The 16,662-nt window shown below is 56.0% G+C and carries 19 protein-coding genes; 7 read left to right on the top strand and 12 right to left on the bottom strand.

Annotation, left to right across the window (positions count from 1 at the left end; all coding sequences use genetic code 11):
• The first annotated feature begins 9 nt into the window (after positions 1–9).
• Entirely contained in the window at positions 10–849 is an 840-nt protein-coding gene (locus CA832_RS07645) for an aminotransferase class IV (protein WP_088340994.1), read from the top strand.
• Here the strand turns inward: CA832_RS07645 and CA832_RS07650 are convergent.
• The 5 genes from CA832_RS07650 to CA832_RS07670 form a co-directional block, all read right to left on the bottom strand.
• Complete coding sequence (locus tag CA832_RS07650; protein WP_088340995.1) at positions 842–1,402, bottom strand: YqgE/AlgH family protein; 561 nt, start codon at positions 1,400–1,402, stop codon at positions 842–844. The genes CA832_RS07645 and CA832_RS07650 overlap by 8 nt on opposite strands.
• A 119-nt stretch (positions 1,403–1,521) precedes the next feature.
• The gene (locus CA832_RS07655) at positions 1,522–1,794 is read right to left on the bottom strand and encodes an HU family DNA-binding protein (protein ID WP_088340996.1); all 273 of its coding nucleotides are present in this window, start codon (positions 1,792–1,794) and stop codon (positions 1,522–1,524) included.
• Positions 1,795–1,957: 163 nt separating this feature from the next.
• Positions 1,958–2,920, bottom strand: a complete 963-nt coding sequence (gene fmt, locus CA832_RS07660) for a methionyl-tRNA formyltransferase (protein WP_088340997.1) — start codon at positions 2,918–2,920, stop codon at positions 1,958–1,960.
• Positions 2,917–4,818, bottom strand: coding sequence for a RecQ family ATP-dependent DNA helicase (locus tag CA832_RS07665; protein WP_088340998.1), 1,902 nt, complete (start codon positions 4,816–4,818; stop codon positions 2,917–2,919). The genes fmt and CA832_RS07665 overlap by 4 nt, the downstream gene beginning before the upstream one ends.
• Positions 4,811–5,383, bottom strand: coding sequence for an AAA family ATPase (locus CA832_RS07670; RefSeq protein WP_088341406.1), 573 nt, complete (start codon positions 5,381–5,383; stop codon positions 4,811–4,813). Before CA832_RS07670 ends, CA832_RS07665 begins: the two co-directional genes overlap by 8 nt.
• A gap of 81 nt (positions 5,384–5,464) precedes the next feature.
• On the opposite strand from CA832_RS07670, the gene CA832_RS07675 reads away from it, so the two are divergent.
• From CA832_RS07675 to CA832_RS07690, 4 genes are all read left to right on the top strand, one after another.
• Positions 5,465–5,752: a DUF493 family protein gene (locus tag CA832_RS07675; protein WP_088341407.1), complete on the top strand. Its 288-nt coding sequence runs from the start codon at positions 5,465–5,467 to the stop codon at positions 5,750–5,752.
• A 74-nt stretch (positions 5,753–5,826) separates the two neighbouring features.
• Complete coding sequence (locus CA832_RS07680; RefSeq protein WP_088340999.1) at positions 5,827–6,501, top strand: DUF4290 domain-containing protein; 675 nt, start codon at positions 5,827–5,829, stop codon at positions 6,499–6,501.
• A gap of 3 nt (positions 6,502–6,504) precedes the next feature.
• Entirely contained in the window at positions 6,505–7,812 is a 1,308-nt protein-coding gene (murA, locus tag CA832_RS07685; protein WP_088341000.1) for a UDP-N-acetylglucosamine 1-carboxyvinyltransferase, read from the top strand.
• 10 nt (positions 7,813–7,822) lie between these two features.
• Positions 7,823–8,278, top strand: coding sequence for a hypothetical protein (locus CA832_RS07690; protein ID WP_088341001.1), 456 nt, complete (start codon positions 7,823–7,825; stop codon positions 8,276–8,278).
• Here the strand turns inward: CA832_RS07690 and CA832_RS07695 are convergent.
• From CA832_RS07695 to CA832_RS07710, 4 genes are all read right to left on the bottom strand, one after another.
• Positions 8,275–9,264, bottom strand: a complete 990-nt coding sequence (locus CA832_RS07695; RefSeq protein WP_088341002.1) for a pirin family protein — start codon at positions 9,262–9,264, stop codon at positions 8,275–8,277. The genes CA832_RS07690 and CA832_RS07695 overlap by 4 nt on opposite strands.
• Positions 9,265–9,390: 126 nt before the next feature.
• Positions 9,391–9,816: a (4Fe-4S)-binding protein gene (locus CA832_RS07700; protein WP_088341003.1), complete on the bottom strand. Its 426-nt coding sequence runs from the start codon at positions 9,814–9,816 to the stop codon at positions 9,391–9,393.
• Between the two features lies 1 nt (position 9,817).
• Positions 9,818–10,111: a GNAT family N-acetyltransferase gene (locus tag CA832_RS07705; RefSeq protein WP_088341004.1), complete on the bottom strand. Its 294-nt coding sequence runs from the start codon at positions 10,109–10,111 to the stop codon at positions 9,818–9,820.
• Between the two features lie 3 nt (positions 10,112–10,114).
• Positions 10,115–11,548 carry an amidohydrolase gene (locus tag CA832_RS07710; protein ID WP_088341005.1) on the bottom strand — a complete coding sequence of 478 codons (1,434 nt, stop codon included), beginning with the start codon at positions 11,546–11,548 and terminating at the stop codon, positions 10,115–10,117.
• A 177-nt stretch (positions 11,549–11,725) separates the two neighbouring features.
• Here CA832_RS07710 and CA832_RS07715 point away from each other — a divergent pair, with 177 nt between their 5' ends.
• On the top strand, positions 11,726–12,781 hold the full coding sequence (locus CA832_RS07715; protein ID WP_088341006.1) for a DUF6340 family protein: 1,056 nt from the start codon (positions 11,726–11,728) through the stop codon (positions 12,779–12,781).
• Here CA832_RS07715 and CA832_RS07720 read toward each other — a convergent pair.
• The 3 genes from CA832_RS07720 to CA832_RS07730 are packed head-to-tail and all read right to left on the bottom strand — an operon-like array spanning position 12,771 to position 15,280.
• Entirely contained in the window at positions 12,771–14,087 is a 1,317-nt protein-coding gene (locus CA832_RS07720; protein ID WP_088341007.1) for a cryptochrome/photolyase family protein, read from the bottom strand. The two genes, CA832_RS07715 and CA832_RS07720, sit on opposite strands and share 11 nt — an antisense overlap.
• A 4-nt stretch (positions 14,088–14,091) precedes the next feature.
• Positions 14,092–14,784 carry an SDR family NAD(P)-dependent oxidoreductase gene (locus CA832_RS07725; protein WP_088341008.1) on the bottom strand — a complete coding sequence of 231 codons (693 nt, stop codon included), beginning with the start codon at positions 14,782–14,784 and terminating at the stop codon, positions 14,092–14,094.
• A gap of 4 nt (positions 14,785–14,788) precedes the next feature.
• On the bottom strand, positions 14,789–15,280 hold the full coding sequence (locus tag CA832_RS07730) for an SRPBCC family protein (RefSeq protein ID WP_317042270.1): 492 nt from the start codon (positions 15,278–15,280) through the stop codon (positions 14,789–14,791).
• Positions 15,281–15,439: 159 nt separating this feature from the next.
• Here CA832_RS07730 and CA832_RS07735 point away from each other — a divergent pair, with 159 nt between their 5' ends.
• The gene (locus CA832_RS07735) at positions 15,440–16,615 is read left to right on the top strand and encodes a hypothetical protein (protein ID WP_143542350.1); all 1,176 of its coding nucleotides are present in this window, start codon (positions 15,440–15,442) and stop codon (positions 16,613–16,615) included.
• Positions 16,616–16,662 lie beyond the last annotated feature (47 nt).

A 16,662-nucleotide genomic window follows, 5' to 3' on the forward strand; every position in this document is an offset into this window, starting at 1 on the left:
CGGCATCCCATGGTCAATTTTAACGGGGACCTTTTACCCGAAACTTCCCATTTTGCGAACCATACCCACAGGGGCCTTCGCTACGGCGATGCGCTTTCCGAACCGGTGCGCTATACCGGGCAGGAGCTTCTCTTCTGGGAGGATCACTACTTTGCACTGATGGCCGGAATGCGGCAGCTCCGCATGGAAATACCCATGGCCTTTACGCCGGAATACCTGCAGGAGCAAATCGGCAATACCCTGAAGGCCAATGGCCTGGATAGCAAATCAGCTGAGGTAACCCTTACGGTGGTCCGCCGGGGCGAACCTCAGACTGCCGGTCATACGGTGGACTTCCTGATCGAAACCATACTTCTGGAGACGGTACCCTACACCTCCGGTTCTGGAACCTGCCGGGCCGACATCTACAAGGATTACCTCCTGCCTTCCGGCAGCCTGTGGGCCTTGTCTCACCACAACCGGCTCATCGAGGTCCTGGCGGGGATTTATACACGAGAGAACGGGTGGGACACCTGCGTAATGCTCAACGACCGGAAGGAAGTGGTAAAGACCCTGGAAGGCGTCCTGTTCCTGCGCCAGGGAACTGCGCTTAAAACCCCGGGCCCATCGGGTGGGGCGCCGGATTGTGTTCTGAAAAAGAAGCTGGAAGGCATGGTTCGGAAAGATGGCCAGTATAAGTGGGAAGCGGGGGCTATTTCCCCTTTCGACCTTCAGAAGGCCGATGAACTTTTTGCCCTGCACCCGGTACAGGGCTTACAAAGTATTACGGATTACAGGAAAGCAACGTTCCAAACCGACGCGGCAAGACACCTGACCGCCTTGCTCAACCAGGAGGCGGGGCTCAGTTAAGGCTTGGGTTTTCCGGGGCGTTGGACCAGAGGAGGTAATCCCCGCCCAATTCCATCATTTTCTCTTTCCAGAAGGCCTGGGTGGAGCGCCGGATAATATCGCTTTCGTATTCGTTGGGGACCACAATCCAGGATTTGGAGAGGAGTTCCTGGTCCAGTTGGAGGGAAGCCCACCCGGAATAGCCCAGGAAAAAGCGGATGTCGTTCTGGGAAATCTTGTGCTGGTTAATCAGGGATACGGTAATCTCAAAATCGCCCCCCCAATAAATCCCGTCCGAAATTTCGATGGAATTGGTAATGAGGTGGGGGACCTTGTGGATGAAATACAGGTTGTCCTGTTCCACCGGCCCGCCATTGTATACCGGAAAAGGAACGTGGACCTCTTCCACCAGGTCAGTCATGCTGTAGTTCAGGGGTTTGTTCAGGATAAAACCTACGGAACCTTCCTCGTTGTGCTCTGCGAGCAACACCACGGAACGGTTAAAGGAAACATCGCCGGTGAGGGCGGGTTCGGCTATAAGCAGCTTCCCTTTTTTAGGTTTTACTCCTAACATACATTTCTCCTTACCAACCTAAAATAGGACAAATCCGCTAATTGGCCAAGGGTGGACAAAAAAACGCGGCCCCGGGATTTCCCGGGGCCGCGCGTATCTATTGAACAGGAAGGTGTTCCTTAGTTCACAGCGTCGCTCAGTTCAGAACCAGCTTTGAACTTAACTACTTTTTTAGCAGGGATCTGGATGGTCTTACCAGTAGAAGGATTGCGGCCTTCGCGGGCATTCCTTTTGGATACAGACCAGGAACCGAATCCTACCAGGGAAACGCGATTCCCTTTCTTGAGAGATCCTTCAACATTTCCGAGGAAAGATTCCAATGCTTTTTTGGCAGCGGCCTTGGTGATACCGGCGTCAGCAGCCATGGCATCGATTAATTCTGTTTTGTTCATAATTCTGATACGTTAATAGGTGTTATACATATTGCAAAGCGCAAACAAATTTATACGGATTTGCCGTTAACACAAGTAAAACCGGGGGAAATCGGCGTTTTTGTTGATAACTTCGGGCCTTTGTTGATAACCCGGGCCATGAAAGGTTAAACTCCGGGAAGCCTTATGATACGGGGGCTGAGCGAAATTCTGCATTTTTGTCTAAGGAGAACCCATTGAGCAGGTCCGAAACCGGCATCCTTTTCTTGCCCTCCAACTGGATTTCGAGGACTTCCAATTGATGGTCTGCGGCAGCCACAAATAGCCGGTTGCCCTCCACCCGGATGTTTCCGGGCCGGTCTTGGGCAGGCAGGGATGTTAACCGGGTACGGTATACCTTCGCATTCAGGACATCGCTACCCTGATGCAACAGGCTCCAGGCGCCGGGGAAGGGGCTTAGTCCTCGGATATGGTTCTGGACCTGTTGGGCAGGCTTATCCCAAAGAATCTGGCAATTTTCACGCGTAAGCTTAGGGGCATGGCGTAGGGAATCGCTCACCTGCTGTGGTTTTGGGGAAACCGATCCGCTTTCAATACCCGCAACCGTTTCCACCACCAGGTCGGCACCCAGCTGCATAAGCCGGTCGTGGAGGGCTCCCGCATCCTCATCCGGAGCTATTGTGGTGGCCCGCTGTAAGAGGATATTTCCCGTGTCTATCTGATGGTCTATCAAAAAGGTGGTGACCCCGGTTTCGGTATCCCCGTGGATCAGGGCCCAGTTGATAGGTGCCGCCCCCCGGTATTGCGGCAACAGGGAGGCGTGTAGGTTGAAAGTGCCTAAGGGAGGCATGGCCCAGACCACCTCCGGTAGCATGCGGAAGGCCACCACCACCTGCAGGTCTGCCTTCAGCGCTTTGAGTTCGCGCAGAAAATCCGGGTCGCGGAGCTTTTCCGGCTGTAGCACCGGTAGACCTTTAGACAAAGCGTATTCCTTAACGGCCGGGGCCCGCAATTTCCGGCCCCGTCCTGCTGCGCGGTCCGGTGCGGTCACTACCCCTGCAACGGGATATCCGGCCCGGACCAGGGCATCCAGCGAGGCCACTGCAAACTCCGGGGTCCCCATAAATACGATTCTCGGCTTTTTCATGATGTCTTCAATATATAGGTACTGGCAGGCCCCAGGGTCAGCAGGCCTTCCTCCAGCATATGGCGGAGTTCCCGCAGCAGCGCCGTCTCAGGCAGGCGGGCCTTTTCCAGGATTTCCCGCGATGTCCTGGGGCCTTCCCGCAGGGCTTCCGAAATCTCCCGTCTCAGGGTTTCGGTTTCCGGAATCCCAACGGGTTCCGGCTGGCACACATCGCAACGGCCACAGGCTTGAGAATCTTTTTCCCCGAAATAATCCAGGAGCTGTACTCGGCGGCAAATATCGGAATTTGCGGCATAGGCAATCATCTGGTTTACCTTCCGCACCTTGACCTTCTGCCGGGTTCTATAGGCGCCGGAGAAGGCGTGAATACTGCGGTCATCCTCCCTGGGCATGGTAAAGGCCAGCTGCAGGTCTCCCTGACGCAGGTCCACCTCGGTCAGGGAAGCTTGCTCCATCTGCCGGAGCCCCTCCAGGATGCGGGCCTCGGGCCATCCGAGTTTTTTCTGGAGCAGGGGCAGTTGTATTTCAGTAGGGTAATCGAAAAGGCCTCCATAGGTCCGCAACAGCGTTTGCACCAAATCCTGCCAGGCGGGTTGCCTGCCCAGAAAGTCCCAGATGGCCGCTTTCGGCGCAACGACCTGGAGGCGGGCCTCGGTCCGCACCAGGGGACGGAGGGAAATAACCCCCTGCCGGTCCAGTACTTCCAGGGCCTGGAAGGTTTTATTCGGAGGCAGTTTGTACTGGGCGCAGAAGGCTTCTAACCCGAAGGAGTATTCCTCCTCCGGCATCTCCCCATAGGAGACCTGGAAATAGTTGCACAGCTTGCGGTACACCAGGATAAGGTCTGCTACGGTTGGGAGGCTTTCCAGGAAAAACTCCCGGGATCGGTCGGGGTCCGAGGGACCGCTAAGCAGGAGGGCCATAGCAGGCTTCCCGTCCCGGCCCGCACGGCCCGCCTCCTGGTAGTAGTGTTCCAGGGTTTCCGGCAGCTGGTAATGTACCACCAGGCGGACATCGGCCTTGTCTATGCCCATTCCGAAGGCATTGGTAGCCACCATGACCCGCAGTTTCCCCTTTTGCCAGCGGCCAAGGGCATCTCGTTTCCCGGCCTCCGGCATCCCTCCGTGGTAATGCCCGGCAGCTATTCCCTGCCGCTCCAGCCAGGCAGCAATCTGGATACTGGCCTTCCGGGTTTGTACGTAAACGATGGCACTTCCTGTTTCCCGGGTCAGGGCTTCCCGGAGGCGGTGGTATTTGTCTTCGGTTTCCAAAACCCGGAAGGTGAGGTTTTCCCGCCTTGCTGAGTCCCGGAATACCGGGGCGTCTTCCAGTTGGAGGACCGTGCGGATATCTTTCAGTACTTCTGCCGGTGCAGTGGCCGTAAGGGCAGCCATGGGCACATGGGGGAAGGGTTCCCTCAAGCGAGCACACTCCAGGTAGGCCGGCCGGAAATCATAACCCCATTGAGAAATGCAATGGGCTTCGTCTATGGCGATCAGGCTCAGGGGGAGCTGTTGCAGCCGTCTGAACACCAGGTCCTGGCGCAGGCGCTCCGGGGAGAGGTAGAGGAATTTGCAGGAACCGAAGGCGGCCTGGTCCAGCCGGCGTACCAATTCCGGTTCCGGCAGCCTGCCGTAAAGACCCACAGCTCGGATCCCCCTCGATTTCAGGTCCTCCAGCTGGTCTTCCATAAGGGCCACCAGAGGGGAGACCACCAGGCAGATCCCCTCAAGAGCCATCCCGGGGACCTGGTAGCAAAGGGATTTTCCGCCACCAGTAGGGAAGAGGACCACGGCATCCCGGCCGGAAACCAGGGTTTCCACCACGTCCTGTTGCCGGCCCCGGAAATTGGGATACCCCCAATACTGTTTCAGTATGTCCAGCACCGGATCAGCCATCCCATCGGTGGATACGTTCCAACAGCCGCTCTACGCGCGCTTCCACCGTGCCAGGCTCCAGGGTAAAGACCTCATAGCCGCAGTCGCGATAGCTCCGCAGCAGGCATTCGTGGATCTGCACGGCCTGCCCGTAGCTTTCCAGGCGCTCTTCGTCCTGCCTGTAGATTTCTTTCCAGGGGGGCAAAACCACCGCCAGGTCGTAGCGAAGTTGCTGGCAGGGTACGGTAAAGTCCCCGTCGTAAACCTGGTCGAAGTAATCCATATAGGCGATGATATCCGGTATTCCCCGGTCGTAAAATACAAAAGGCTGCTGCACCTGTTCTGCGTGCCGGAACTGCTCGAGGCGGCCTTCCAGGATGCGTCGGTTGAAGGCCAGCGGGTCCGAGACAAAGGCCAGGGGGTTCACCATGGGGCTGGCCGTTTCCAGGTTTTTGGCTTCCTGCGTCATTTCCCGGATGATTTCGTGGAAACAGAAATACCCCTGGCTTTCCAGGGCCTCCACAAGGGCCGTTTTGCCGGTTCCCGGCCCCCCGGTGATGACGATACGCTTGGTACTTGCTTTCATTTTCTCCCCGGTAAAATTACGGATTCCCCGCCGGAGGCTCAAATAGGTTCCATACTGTATCTTTGCAAAAAAGATATGGGTATGGACAAGAACGATCCGGAGGCATTCTACGCCAGGCTCAAAGAAGAGTTACAAAAATCCACCCGATGGCCGGCGGATTACCTTTATAAATTCATCATTCCTACCGATAAGGAGAAGCAGGCGGCCATTGGCGCCATCTTCAACAACACCGGAGCGGTTATCCAGACCAAGAAATCCAGGAATGGCAAGTATACCAGCCTTTCGGTTACCGTAAACCTGAAAGGTCCGGACCAGGTTATTGAAAAGTACCGGGAGGTAGGGGAAATAGGGGGTGTAATCTCCCTCTGACATGGTTATTTCGGGTTTTTTTGGTACTTTGCACCCGTACAGAGAATCTTCACGTTTACACAATTCTATTTCTATTGGATACGCCTTCAAACCCGGTTTATAACCTGGAATACAATACAGAGCGGCCCTATCTCCACATTCCGGAATACGGGCGGCATTTTCAAAAGATGGTCGATTATGCCGTTGGCATCGAGGACCGCGACGAGCGCAACCGCATTGCCAACGCCATAATCAGTTGCATGGGCAACATGCAGCCCCACCTGCGCGATGTCCCGGATTTCCAGCACAAGCTCTGGGACCAGCTCTTCATCATGTCCGACTTTAAGTTAGAGGTGGATTCCCCGTACCCCATCCCGGACAGGGAGGTACTGCACCAGCGCCCCGAACCGCTGGGGTATCCGCAGAACCACCCCAAGTACCGGTTTTACGGCAACAACATCAAGAGGATGATAGACCAGGCCGTACAGTGGGAAGAGGGAGACAAGCGCTCCGGGCTGGAATATGCCATAGCCAATCACATGAAAAAGTGCTACCTGAACTGGAATAAGGATACGGTAGACGACAAGGTGATTTTCCAACACCTCCTGGAGCTCAGCGACGGCCAGATTGACCTGGCCTCGGAGGGGGAGAACCTCACGGAGAGCGGCCAGTTCCTCAAGCAGCGGGCCGCGCGCTCCAACCGCAGCAGCAGTGGCGGCAGTGGCAAAAAAGGCGGATCCCGCGGCAACCGCGGTAAAAAACGCTATTAAGCAATGGGTACTTTCCGAATAGAAGGCGGCCATAGCCTCCAGGGGGAGATTACCCCGCAGGGGGCCAAAAACGAAGCTCTCCAGATCCTATGTGCCGTATTACTCACGGCCGATAAGGTTACCATCAACAACATCCCCGATATTGTAGATGTCAATAAACTCATTGCCATTCTGGAGAACCTGGGGGTGAAAATCCAGAAGAAAGGCAAAGGTTCCTATACCTTCAAAGCCGATGACATCAACCTGGGGTACCTGCAATCCGAAGCTTTTAAGCTGGACGGCCGGGCCCTGAGGGGTTCCATCATGCTGGTGGGGCCGCTGCTGGCGCGTTTTGGCCAGGGCTTTATCCCCAAGCCGGGGGGCGATAAAATCGGGCGCCGCAGACTAGATACCCACTTCGAGGGCTTTATGAAACTGGGGGCCCGTTTCCGGTATAACCGGGAGGAGCATTTCTACGGAGTGGAAGCCGATACCCTGAAAGGGGCCTACATGCTCCTGGATGAGGCTTCCGTAACCGGAACGGCCAACATCGTAATGGCAGCCGTACTGGCCGAAGGTACTACGACTATATATAACGCGGCTTGTGAGCCGTACCTGCAGCAGCTCTGCAAGATGCTCAACCGCATGGGGGCTAAGATTTCCGGGATTGGCTCTAACCTGCTGGTCATAGAGGGGGTGGAATCCCTTGCAGGAACCACCCATACCATGTTGCCGGACATGATAGAAATCGGGAGCTGGATTGGCCTGGCCGCCATGACCCGAAGCGAACTGACCATCAAGAATGTCAGTTGGGACGACCTGGGTCTCATCCCCGGGACCTTCCGCAAGCTGGGTATTACGGTGGAAAGGCGGGGAGAAGACATTTATATCCCGGCCCATAAGGAGGGCTACGCCATCCAGCAATACATAGACGGCTCTATCCTGACCATTGCCGATGCCCCGTGGCCGGGCCTCACTCCGGACCTGCTGAGTATAATCCTGGTAGTGGCTACCCAGGCCAAGGGGGAAGTACTCATCCACCAGAAGATGTTTGAAAGCCGCCTGTTCTTTGTGGATAAATTGCTGGATATGGGAGCCAAGATCATCCTTTGCGACCCCCACCGGGCTACGGTTATCGGACACGATTTCAAGTCATCCCTCAAAGCTACCACCATGACTTCTCCGGATATCCGGGCAGGTATTTCCCTTCTTATCGCAGCCCTGTCGGCCAAAGGGACCTCTACAATTCATAACATCGAACAGATAGACCGCGGATACGAGGCGATAGACACGAGGCTCCAGGCCATTGGTGCCCGGATAACGCGGGTTTAAAACTTCAGGCATGAATCGGAAATGGGTTACCGCGGGCGTTGCCGGAAGCTACTTACTCCTTTTCCTGACCCTGCTTATGCTCAACCCTGCGCTATTCGTGTACCCTTTATTGGAGAAACCCTTTGTCCCCCTGGGTAATGCCCTGTTCTGGGTAGCCCTTATCGCCTTTCCCATATTTCTGGAAGCTGCATCCTCGGGTTTCGGCAAAGCCTTTCCCTGGTGGTCCGGTAAAGTGCGGATAGGGTTCAAAGCAGCCCTGGTGATTGCGGTACTCTGGTGGCCCGTATCCTATGGGCTTTCCGGGAATTTTGCCAATAATTTCAGCCCTGGCAACACCTTCGTAGGCGGGGAGGCTGCCTCCCGGATATTCTGGGGGTACAGTTATGCCGTGGTCCTGTTGCCCCTAACCCTGTGGCTGGTCCGCATGGTTTTATCCCTGCTGGGTTCCTTCAAAAAGCAAGCTTAAGCCTTTACTACCTCCTTCCCATCCGGGAAGAGGGCAAAGCGCCCCTTTTCGCGGGCGTGTACCGGGTCCGGCCTGTCCCAGGGCCACCCGCCGAACTCCGTCCGTCGGAAGTCGGCCAGGGCCGCCTCAATCTCTTCGGGTCGGTTCATTACAAAGGGGCCGTACTTGGCCACGGGTTCGGAAATCGCCCTTCCCTGCAACCAGAGCAGCCTGCACGGGCTATCTCCCGCGGTGATAGTTGTTTCTTCTCTACCCGGGTCTGCACCATGTCCGGCAGACAAGGCCGTATCCCGGACGGTGGCCTGCCCACCCTCAAAAAGGTAAACCCTGCGGTTAACCCCTTCAGGGATGGCCGGAAGGGTAATACTGCCGGAGGGTTCGAGGTCTATTAGGCCAATGGTTACATGGTTGTTGGGGTCCGATGCCCAGCTGTCCGGGGGTGGGGAAGGGGCATTCTGCCCGCTGAAATGCCCGGCTACCAGCCGTACCCGACACCCTTCCTGCCTAAGGTCCGGGAGGGACTCTTTCCACAACATCTGGAAGTAGGGGGCCACGTGTTTGCTGCGTGCCGGCAGGTTGAGCCAGATCTGGAACAGTTCCAGGGTATTCGGGGCATCCGGGTTGCGCAGGGGAAACATCTCGGAGTGCTGTAACCCCTTGCCGGTAGTAATCCACTGGGCATCGCCCTGTCCGAATCGGGCTGCGGCGCCCAGGGAATCCGAGTGGTCGCAAAACCCCTGTGTTACCAGGGTTACGGTTTCAAAGCCGCAATGGGGGTGGGCCGGGAATCCGGGTACCGTTCGGCCATGATACATCCGCCACCCGTCGCGAAGGGTAAAATCATTGCCCAGTAAACGGCCGGCCAGGGAGGCCTTCGGCCCCATATTTTCGTTCCCTTCCGGAAACCGGTCCAGGTGGTGAACGCAAAACAGGAATGGATCCGGGGTATCCCAGGGGAACCCCAACGGAAAGGTTTTTACAGGCATTCTGAATACATTTTGCCGGGGTGGGTTTTTCAGATAGCCAGGACTCCCCGGATTACAGTCCTGTCCCAATGGCACCCTCTATAATCCCAGATCTGTAGGAATAAGAGAGGGCACTGGCGGCCATTTTCAGGAATCGAAATCGACCTCCTTGTGGCTGCCGTCGCAAAAAGGTTTGCGGGAAGAGGCACCGCACCGGCAAAAAGCCGTGTTTCCTTCCAAATGCTCCACCTTGCCCTCTACTTCCAGGGCGATATCCCCTTTAATCATAAGGGGACCTCCCGGTACCAGGCGGGCTTGCAAGGCTCTGGGTTTCACACTCCCGCCTTCTGCTCCTTCCTCCCGGAATGTCAGGGCCCCGGAGGGGCACTTCAGGATCTGCGCTTTGAGGGCCTCCACGGAGGCGTTCTCCGGTCTTATCCAGGGTTTACTGTCCGGCAGGTACACCTCCGGCAGCTTCTTGACGCAAATCCCCGAATGGATGCATTTGCGGGGCTTCCAGATAATGTGGAAGTCGCCCTTGGCATATTCCTTTTCTATTTCTTCTTGAGCCATATTATGCGATGTTGATGCCTTTCAGGACAAGCCTTTTCCATTCCGGGTTCCGCTTCAGGTAAAGGGCTACAAACGGGCAGAGGGGTACCAGGGTAAGCCCCTTTGCCTCAATATCCCGGAGGGCCGCGCCAATTAGCGCTGTTCCGATACCCTGCCCGCTAAGCGCCTCCGGCACTTCGGTATGGGTCAGGTAGATTTTGTCCGTTGTACGGATATACTCAATAAGGGGCGTATGTTCCCCTATTTGGAATTCGTACCGTTTCCGGGCTTCGTTGTCTATGAGCGTGTACTCCATAACTTATTTAACATCCCCGATTGGGGGCGGGCCTTCCGGGATGATGGGCACATATTGGGTATCTCCCTTGCGCTCAAGATATTCTGCCTTAACCTTTTCAACCCATTTGGGGTTCTCAAAGAGGTCTGCCATGGTCATACCCATGGCCTTCGCGGCGTATAACATGCCCTTATGGCCAATACTCATCCCGCCGCAGGCTACCACAGCCCAGGAGTGCCAGGGGGTGTCCTTGGGGGCGGTGGTAACACCCAGGTTAATATTGGCTACATTCCAGCTCACGTCCCCAACATCGGTAGAACCACCACCGGGGTGCTCCTTTGTGGGCTCCAGGGGCCGGATACTACTGTCCATACCTACCTGGGGTTTCTCGGTGGCTGCCTGTATCCCCCGGGCAAAGTCCTGCTCGGCATCTGTGTAGGTTATGGGCCCCAGCAATTCCAGGTTCTGTTGCATGATTTCCCCTCCGGCCCGGTTGGGCAGGACCTCGTAGATCCCGGAAATGAGGGATATCTTGTAATCTACATTAGCCATGATGGCAGCACCTTCGGCCATTTTCCGGACCTGTTCGTACACGGGCATCATCCCTTCCCGTTTGGTATCCCGTACCCGGACCCAGATCTTGGAATAGTCGGGGACCACGTTAACCACCTGCCCGCCATCCTGGATGTGGTAATGGATCCGGACTGTGGGTTTGATGTGTTCCCGGTAATAATTGATCCCGGTGGTATATAGCTCCAGGGCATCCGAGGCGCTCCGCCCGTTCCAGGGGTCGGCAGAGGCATGGGCGGCCTGCCCGAAGAACTCCACCTTAAAATCGACCAAAGCCAGGGTGCTCTGTACGTCTGCCTCAGTTTGGGCTGCCGGGTGCCAGCTCACATTTACATCGACATCGTCCCAGACCCCCTCGCGTACCATCCAGATTTTTCCGAAGAATTTTTCCTCCGCCGGGGTCCCCATGAATTTTACCGTTCCGGAAATCCCTTCCTGCTGTATCCATTCCTTCACGGCGATGGCCGAGGCCAGGCTGGCCGTACCGAAAAGGTTGTGCCCGCACCCATGGCCGGCAGCCCCTTCGTTAAGAGGTTCCTTGGTGGGTTGCGCCTTTTGGGAAATACCGGGGAGGGCATCGTATTCGCCCAGCACGGAAATTACCGGGCTGCCACTGCCATAGGTGGCCACGAAGGCGGTTGGCATCCCCGCTACACCCCGTTCTACCCGGAAGCCGTTTTTCTCTGCATAATTGGCCAGGAGCGTGGCGGAAGTACTTTCCTCGAAGGCGGTTTCCGCGGCGGCCCAAATGGAATCGCTGATGCGTATCAGTTCGGCCTTATGGGCCTCCACGGAGGCCACAATGGCTTTTTTGGCACGGGTCATTTTCTGGGACTGGGCGGTAAATGCCGCCAGCATGAGCCCCAGGAGCAGTATGCGTGTTCTCATAGTAGTTGGAAAATTTTGATGTGTCCCCGGAATTGAGCCGGGAAGGTTAAAGATATCAAAAAAATGCCCTTTTTGGAACCAGGGCGTGCCGTTGGTCGAAGGGTTTGCAATATCGGGCCGGAAATGCGTTAGATAGTAGGAGCCCACCTCTTCGGAGGGGCTGATAAACAATCTCATATGAAAGCTACAGACCTGATACTAACCGTCCTTGCCGGTGCTATCCTCACGGGTTGCAGCGCCACCAACCGCCTGAGCATGACGGTAACCGAACCGGCGGCCGTAAGCCTGCCGCCCGAAGTACAGCGCGTAGGGATCATCGACCGTTCCGAACCCTCTGAGGCCAACCGGGGGTTGGCCAAAATAGACGCCATCCTTTCGGCTGAGGGCATGCAACTGGACCGGGAAGGGGCCCGGGCAGCCGTCGAGGGCCTGGCAGAACGCCTCAGACTCTCTGGCAGGTTCCAGGTTGTCGTGGTCCTGGACAGTGTTCCCGGGGTGGCCCGGGGTGGGAAACTCATGCCTACCCCCCTGCGGCAGCAGCAGCTCAGGGAAATATGTGACGCTTATGGGCTGGATGCCGTCTTTTCCCTTTCCTTTTACGATACGGATACCCGGGTAGACCTTTCCCTGGGTATGATGGAGGTGCCCAACGATTTCGGGGTTTCCGTCCGCGTGCCTGCCCACAACCTGCAATTGCATACAGCTATCCGGAAGGGGTGGCGGATTTACCTGCCCCAGGCCCCGCTTCCCCTGGATGTAATGACATATACAGAAACCTTCCGTGTGGGCGGGCAGGGGATCAACCCCGTAGCAGCCCTGGAATCCATAGGCCTTCGAAAAGATTTGGTAATGGAGCGCTCCCGCCGGATGGGCTACGGTCATGCGGGCCGGCTGGAACCCACGCGGGTACGGGTAGGCCGCGATTATTTTGTGAGGGGCACCGATGCCTTTGTGACAGGCCGGCGGCTGGCACAGACCGGAGATTGGGATGGGGCTGCCAACCTGTGGGAACAGGAGGTAACCCACCCCAAAGACAAGATTGCCGGGAGGGCCCATTACAATATGGCCATTATCAACGAGATTAACGGAGACCTGGATGCGGCCCTTCAGTGGGCCCGTGATTCCTACGCCCAATTCGGTACGCGGGAGGCGCTGCGTTACCTGAAAATACTGGAATTCCGAAAGGAACAACAGCTACAACTGGAGCAACAGCTCTCCCAGCTTAGCTGGTAGGCCCGTCCAGGGCCGCCTTGTAAGTGGTCAGGCACCGTTCCCGCGCCATTTTGTGGTCTACCATGGGTTCGGGGTACTGCGCGGTGTCCCATTCGGGTACCCAATGGCGGATATACGTTTTCTCCTTGTCGAATTTATCTACCTGGGTCATGGGGTTAAAAATCCGGAAGTAAGGGGCGGCGTCTACACCGCTGCCCGCTGCCCACTGCCAGTTGCCCACATTGCTGGCCATTTCATAGTCCAGTAGTTTTTCAGCAAAATAAGCCTCGCCCCACCGCCAGTCGATAAGCAGGTGTTTGCAGAGGAAGGAGGCTACCAGCATCCGCACCCGGTTGTGCATATACCCGGTTTGGTTGAGTTCCCGCATGCCGGCATCTACCAGCAGGTACCCGGTACGGCCTTGCTTCCATTTCTCGAACTCCGCCTCGTCATTGCGCCAGGTAATGCGGTCGTAGGGTTTTTTAAACGCCTCGTGGACCGTCCTGGGGAAGTGCCAGAGAATCTGCATAAAGAATTCCCTCCAGATGAGTTCCTCCAAAAAAGTTTCATTCTCGCTTTTCAGTGCCTGCCGGACCGCCTGGCGCACCGACACGCTTCCAAACCGCAGGTGAGGGCCCAGGTGGGAGGTGCCATCCTTGGCCGGGTAATTCCTTGTGTCTTCATACTGATCCACTAACTTCCGGCCCATATCGAATTCCGGCACCTGTATCCCGGATTCCCGAAACCCCATCTCTTCCAGGGATAACTGCTGGTCCTCACCCCCGGGAAGGATTTTGTCCCATCCTGTTTCGGAGTCGTAGTTAAGGGGCGGGTGCTCATCCTGGAATCGGGACTTCCATTTTTTCATGAAAGGGGTGTACACCACGTAGGGATCCCCATCGTCCTTTACGACCTCGTTCTTTTCGAAGATCACCTGGTCTTTAAAGGTCTGCAACTGGATCTGCTCACCTTGCAGGAGTTTCTCGATCTCTGCATCCCGTTCCCGGGCATAGGGCTCATAGTCGGTATTGGCGTACACACCCGCCACCGGGAATTCCGCAATAATCTGTTGGAACACCTCCTTCGGGCTTCCGTAGTAGATGCGGATGGTGCCGTAGCCCTTGGAGTGCAGGGTGTGGTTCATCTGCCCGAGCCGTTTCCGGATAAAGGTAACCCGGGCATCGTCCCGGGGGAGTTCGTCCAGGATATTCGGGTCAAAAATAAAAATGGGCAGGACTTTCTCGCACTGGGCCAAAGCCTGGTGCAGGCCGTGGTTGTCCTCCAGGCGCAGGTCGCGACGAAACCAGAATATGCCCATACCCTCCATTGGCCTAACTCAGGTTTAATGAGGAAATTCCGCCATCGACCCCGAGGACCTGTCCGGTCATCCAACTGCTCTGGTCGGAAAGAAGGAAGGCCGCCATGGCGGCGATATCTTCTGGTTTGCCCACGCGTTTCAGGGGGTGGCGCTGCGCCATTTTCTCCTGTTTGGCTTCGTTGTTCAGCAGGCGGGAAGCCAGGGGGGTGTCTACCAGGGACGGGGCAATTACATTTACCCGCACCTTAGGGGCATATTCTGCCGCCAGGGCCCTGGCAAAGCCTTCAATAGCCCCTTTGGATGCAGCGACGCTGGTGTGGAACGGCATTCCGCTGCCCACCGCCACAGTGGAAAAGAAAACCATACTGCTCCCTTCGGCCATTCGCGGCATTATTACTTTCAGCACGCGGACCAACCCCATAAAATTTAACTCCATATCTTCCTGGAAGGCTTCAGTGCTGAGCATTTTGAAGGGGCGCAGGTTTATGCTCCCGGGGCAGTAAACCAGACCGTGTAGGTGTTCCGGCAGCCCATCCGGAAAGGATATATCCCCGGTAACATCCAAGGGAAAATGGGTGACCCCCAGTTCTGCAAGCCCCCCTTCGTTCCGGGAAGCACCGTATACCTCGTGGGTTGTAGCCAGGGATTTGGCCAGTTCCAGGCCAATCCCGGAAGAAGCCCCGATAATAAGGATATTCTTTTTCATAGTGTTATATCTTTTCAATGCGCAGTTGCGTCTTTTTACCTGCCATATTGCCAAAGCGTTCGGTCAGGGCGTGCTCCCGAAACCGGAAAATGCCTTGTAGCTGCCTTTTTACAAAAATTCCGTGGGCCAAATGGCCTAGCGGTCCTAAAGGAATTTTGTAATCTACAATGTCCCGCATGCATACCCCGCCTTCCACTGGCTCAATAAGGTGTTTGTGGTGCCAGAAACGGTAAGGCCCGAAACGCTGTTCGTCCACGAAAAATTCCCCCTCCCGTACGTGGGTGATCTCAGTAACCCAGCGGGTGGTATACCCTTTAAAAGGGGAAACCCGGTAATGGATTACCTGCCCGGCATACATGGGCTGGGATCCGTCGCACCGGATATCGAAATGCATGTGGGGCGGGGTGATTTTCTCCAAATTGGATGGGTCACAAAGAAACGACCAGGCTTCTTTAACGGAGATGGGCAGGTACTGCTCGGCGGATAATCGGTACATAGACACGGTTTTGACAAAATTACGAAGGTTTTGTTTAAACAAAAACATAAATAGTTAAACGTATACTAAGATTTTGGGCATGTTCTGCGCCTTGTCGAGAGGCCCGCGGCCTTTATCTAATATCTCTGGGCAGACCTGTGAATTTTGTACCTTTCGACTATGGCGATTAAGCGGATGTTCGGGCTTTTACTTCTGGTAGCGGGTCATGCAGGCCTCTATGCCCAGATTCCAGTGGATTTGCTGGGCACCATGCCCGAAACCGTGCAGGAGAGCTCGGGGTTGCTCCTGCTGGGAAACCGTTTCATTACCCACAACGATTCCGGGAATTCCCCCGTCCTGTACGAACTGGATACAACTACCCTGGCCATAACGCGGGAAGTGGTGATAGAGGGGGTTGAGAATACCGACTGGGAGGACCTGGCACAGGACGAGCAGTACCTTTATATTGCTGATTTTGGCAATAATGTCGGTGCCCGGACAGATCTGAAGATCCTCCGGGTAAGCAAGTCGGATTTTAGGGCCTCCACCTCTGTTTCAGCCACCCTGACAACTTTTTCCTACGAAGACCAAACCGATTTTTCAGGGGGCGCCAACAGCGATTGGGATGCGGAAGCCCTTGTTGTCAGGGGGGATTCCCTGCTTATTTTCACCAAGCAGTGGCAGTCCGGGGGTACGGCCGTGTACTACCTCCCTAAAACACCCGGAGAGTACGTAGCCACGCGGCTTACGTCCTACGATGCGGGAGGCCTTATTACAGGGGCCAGTCCGGACCCGTCGGGAGAGGGGATTCTGTTATTGGGATATAGCCAGCAGTTGCAGCCGTTCCTGATAACAGTGCCCGGAATACCCGCGCTAGGCGGTTTCCCGGAAGGCACCCGAAAAGACATGCTGGAGATCGGCTTTGGGCAGACCGAGGGCATCACCATAGGGCCGGGAGGCAGAATTTACATCAGTTCGGAACGCTTTTCCAATGCTTTGGTGACCTTGGCGCCATCGGTTTTTGTCGTACAGGGAGATCCAGGGGAGGCCCCGGAGCCCCCCGATGGAGGCGGGCCGCCTGATGGCGGGGGCGGAACCCCGGGCCTCGAAGAAGGTGAAGAAGACCTCGTGTTGTTCCGCAGCCCGGGATCGGAATATCTGGAATACGTCCTGGGGAACCCCAATACGCTGCTTGCCCGGGCGGTTTTCGATGCTTCCGGGAGGCGGGTCCTTTTTGAAAATGCCTCGGAGGCCGAACCGGGGCGTATCGACATCTCCGGACTGGGCACGGCTGTATATTACCTCACCTTGTACCTCAGGGGAGAAACCCTGAGCAAACCCTTCCTGAGTTACTGACGGGTTTTTATTTAGAGTTTCTTTAACACTTGGTCCCTGGCCTTGTG

The sequence above is a fragment of the Robiginitalea sediminis genome (genome assembly GCF_002198115.1).
Taxonomy (GTDB): Bacteria; Bacteroidota; Bacteroidia; order Flavobacteriales; family Flavobacteriaceae; genus Robiginitalea; species Robiginitalea sediminis.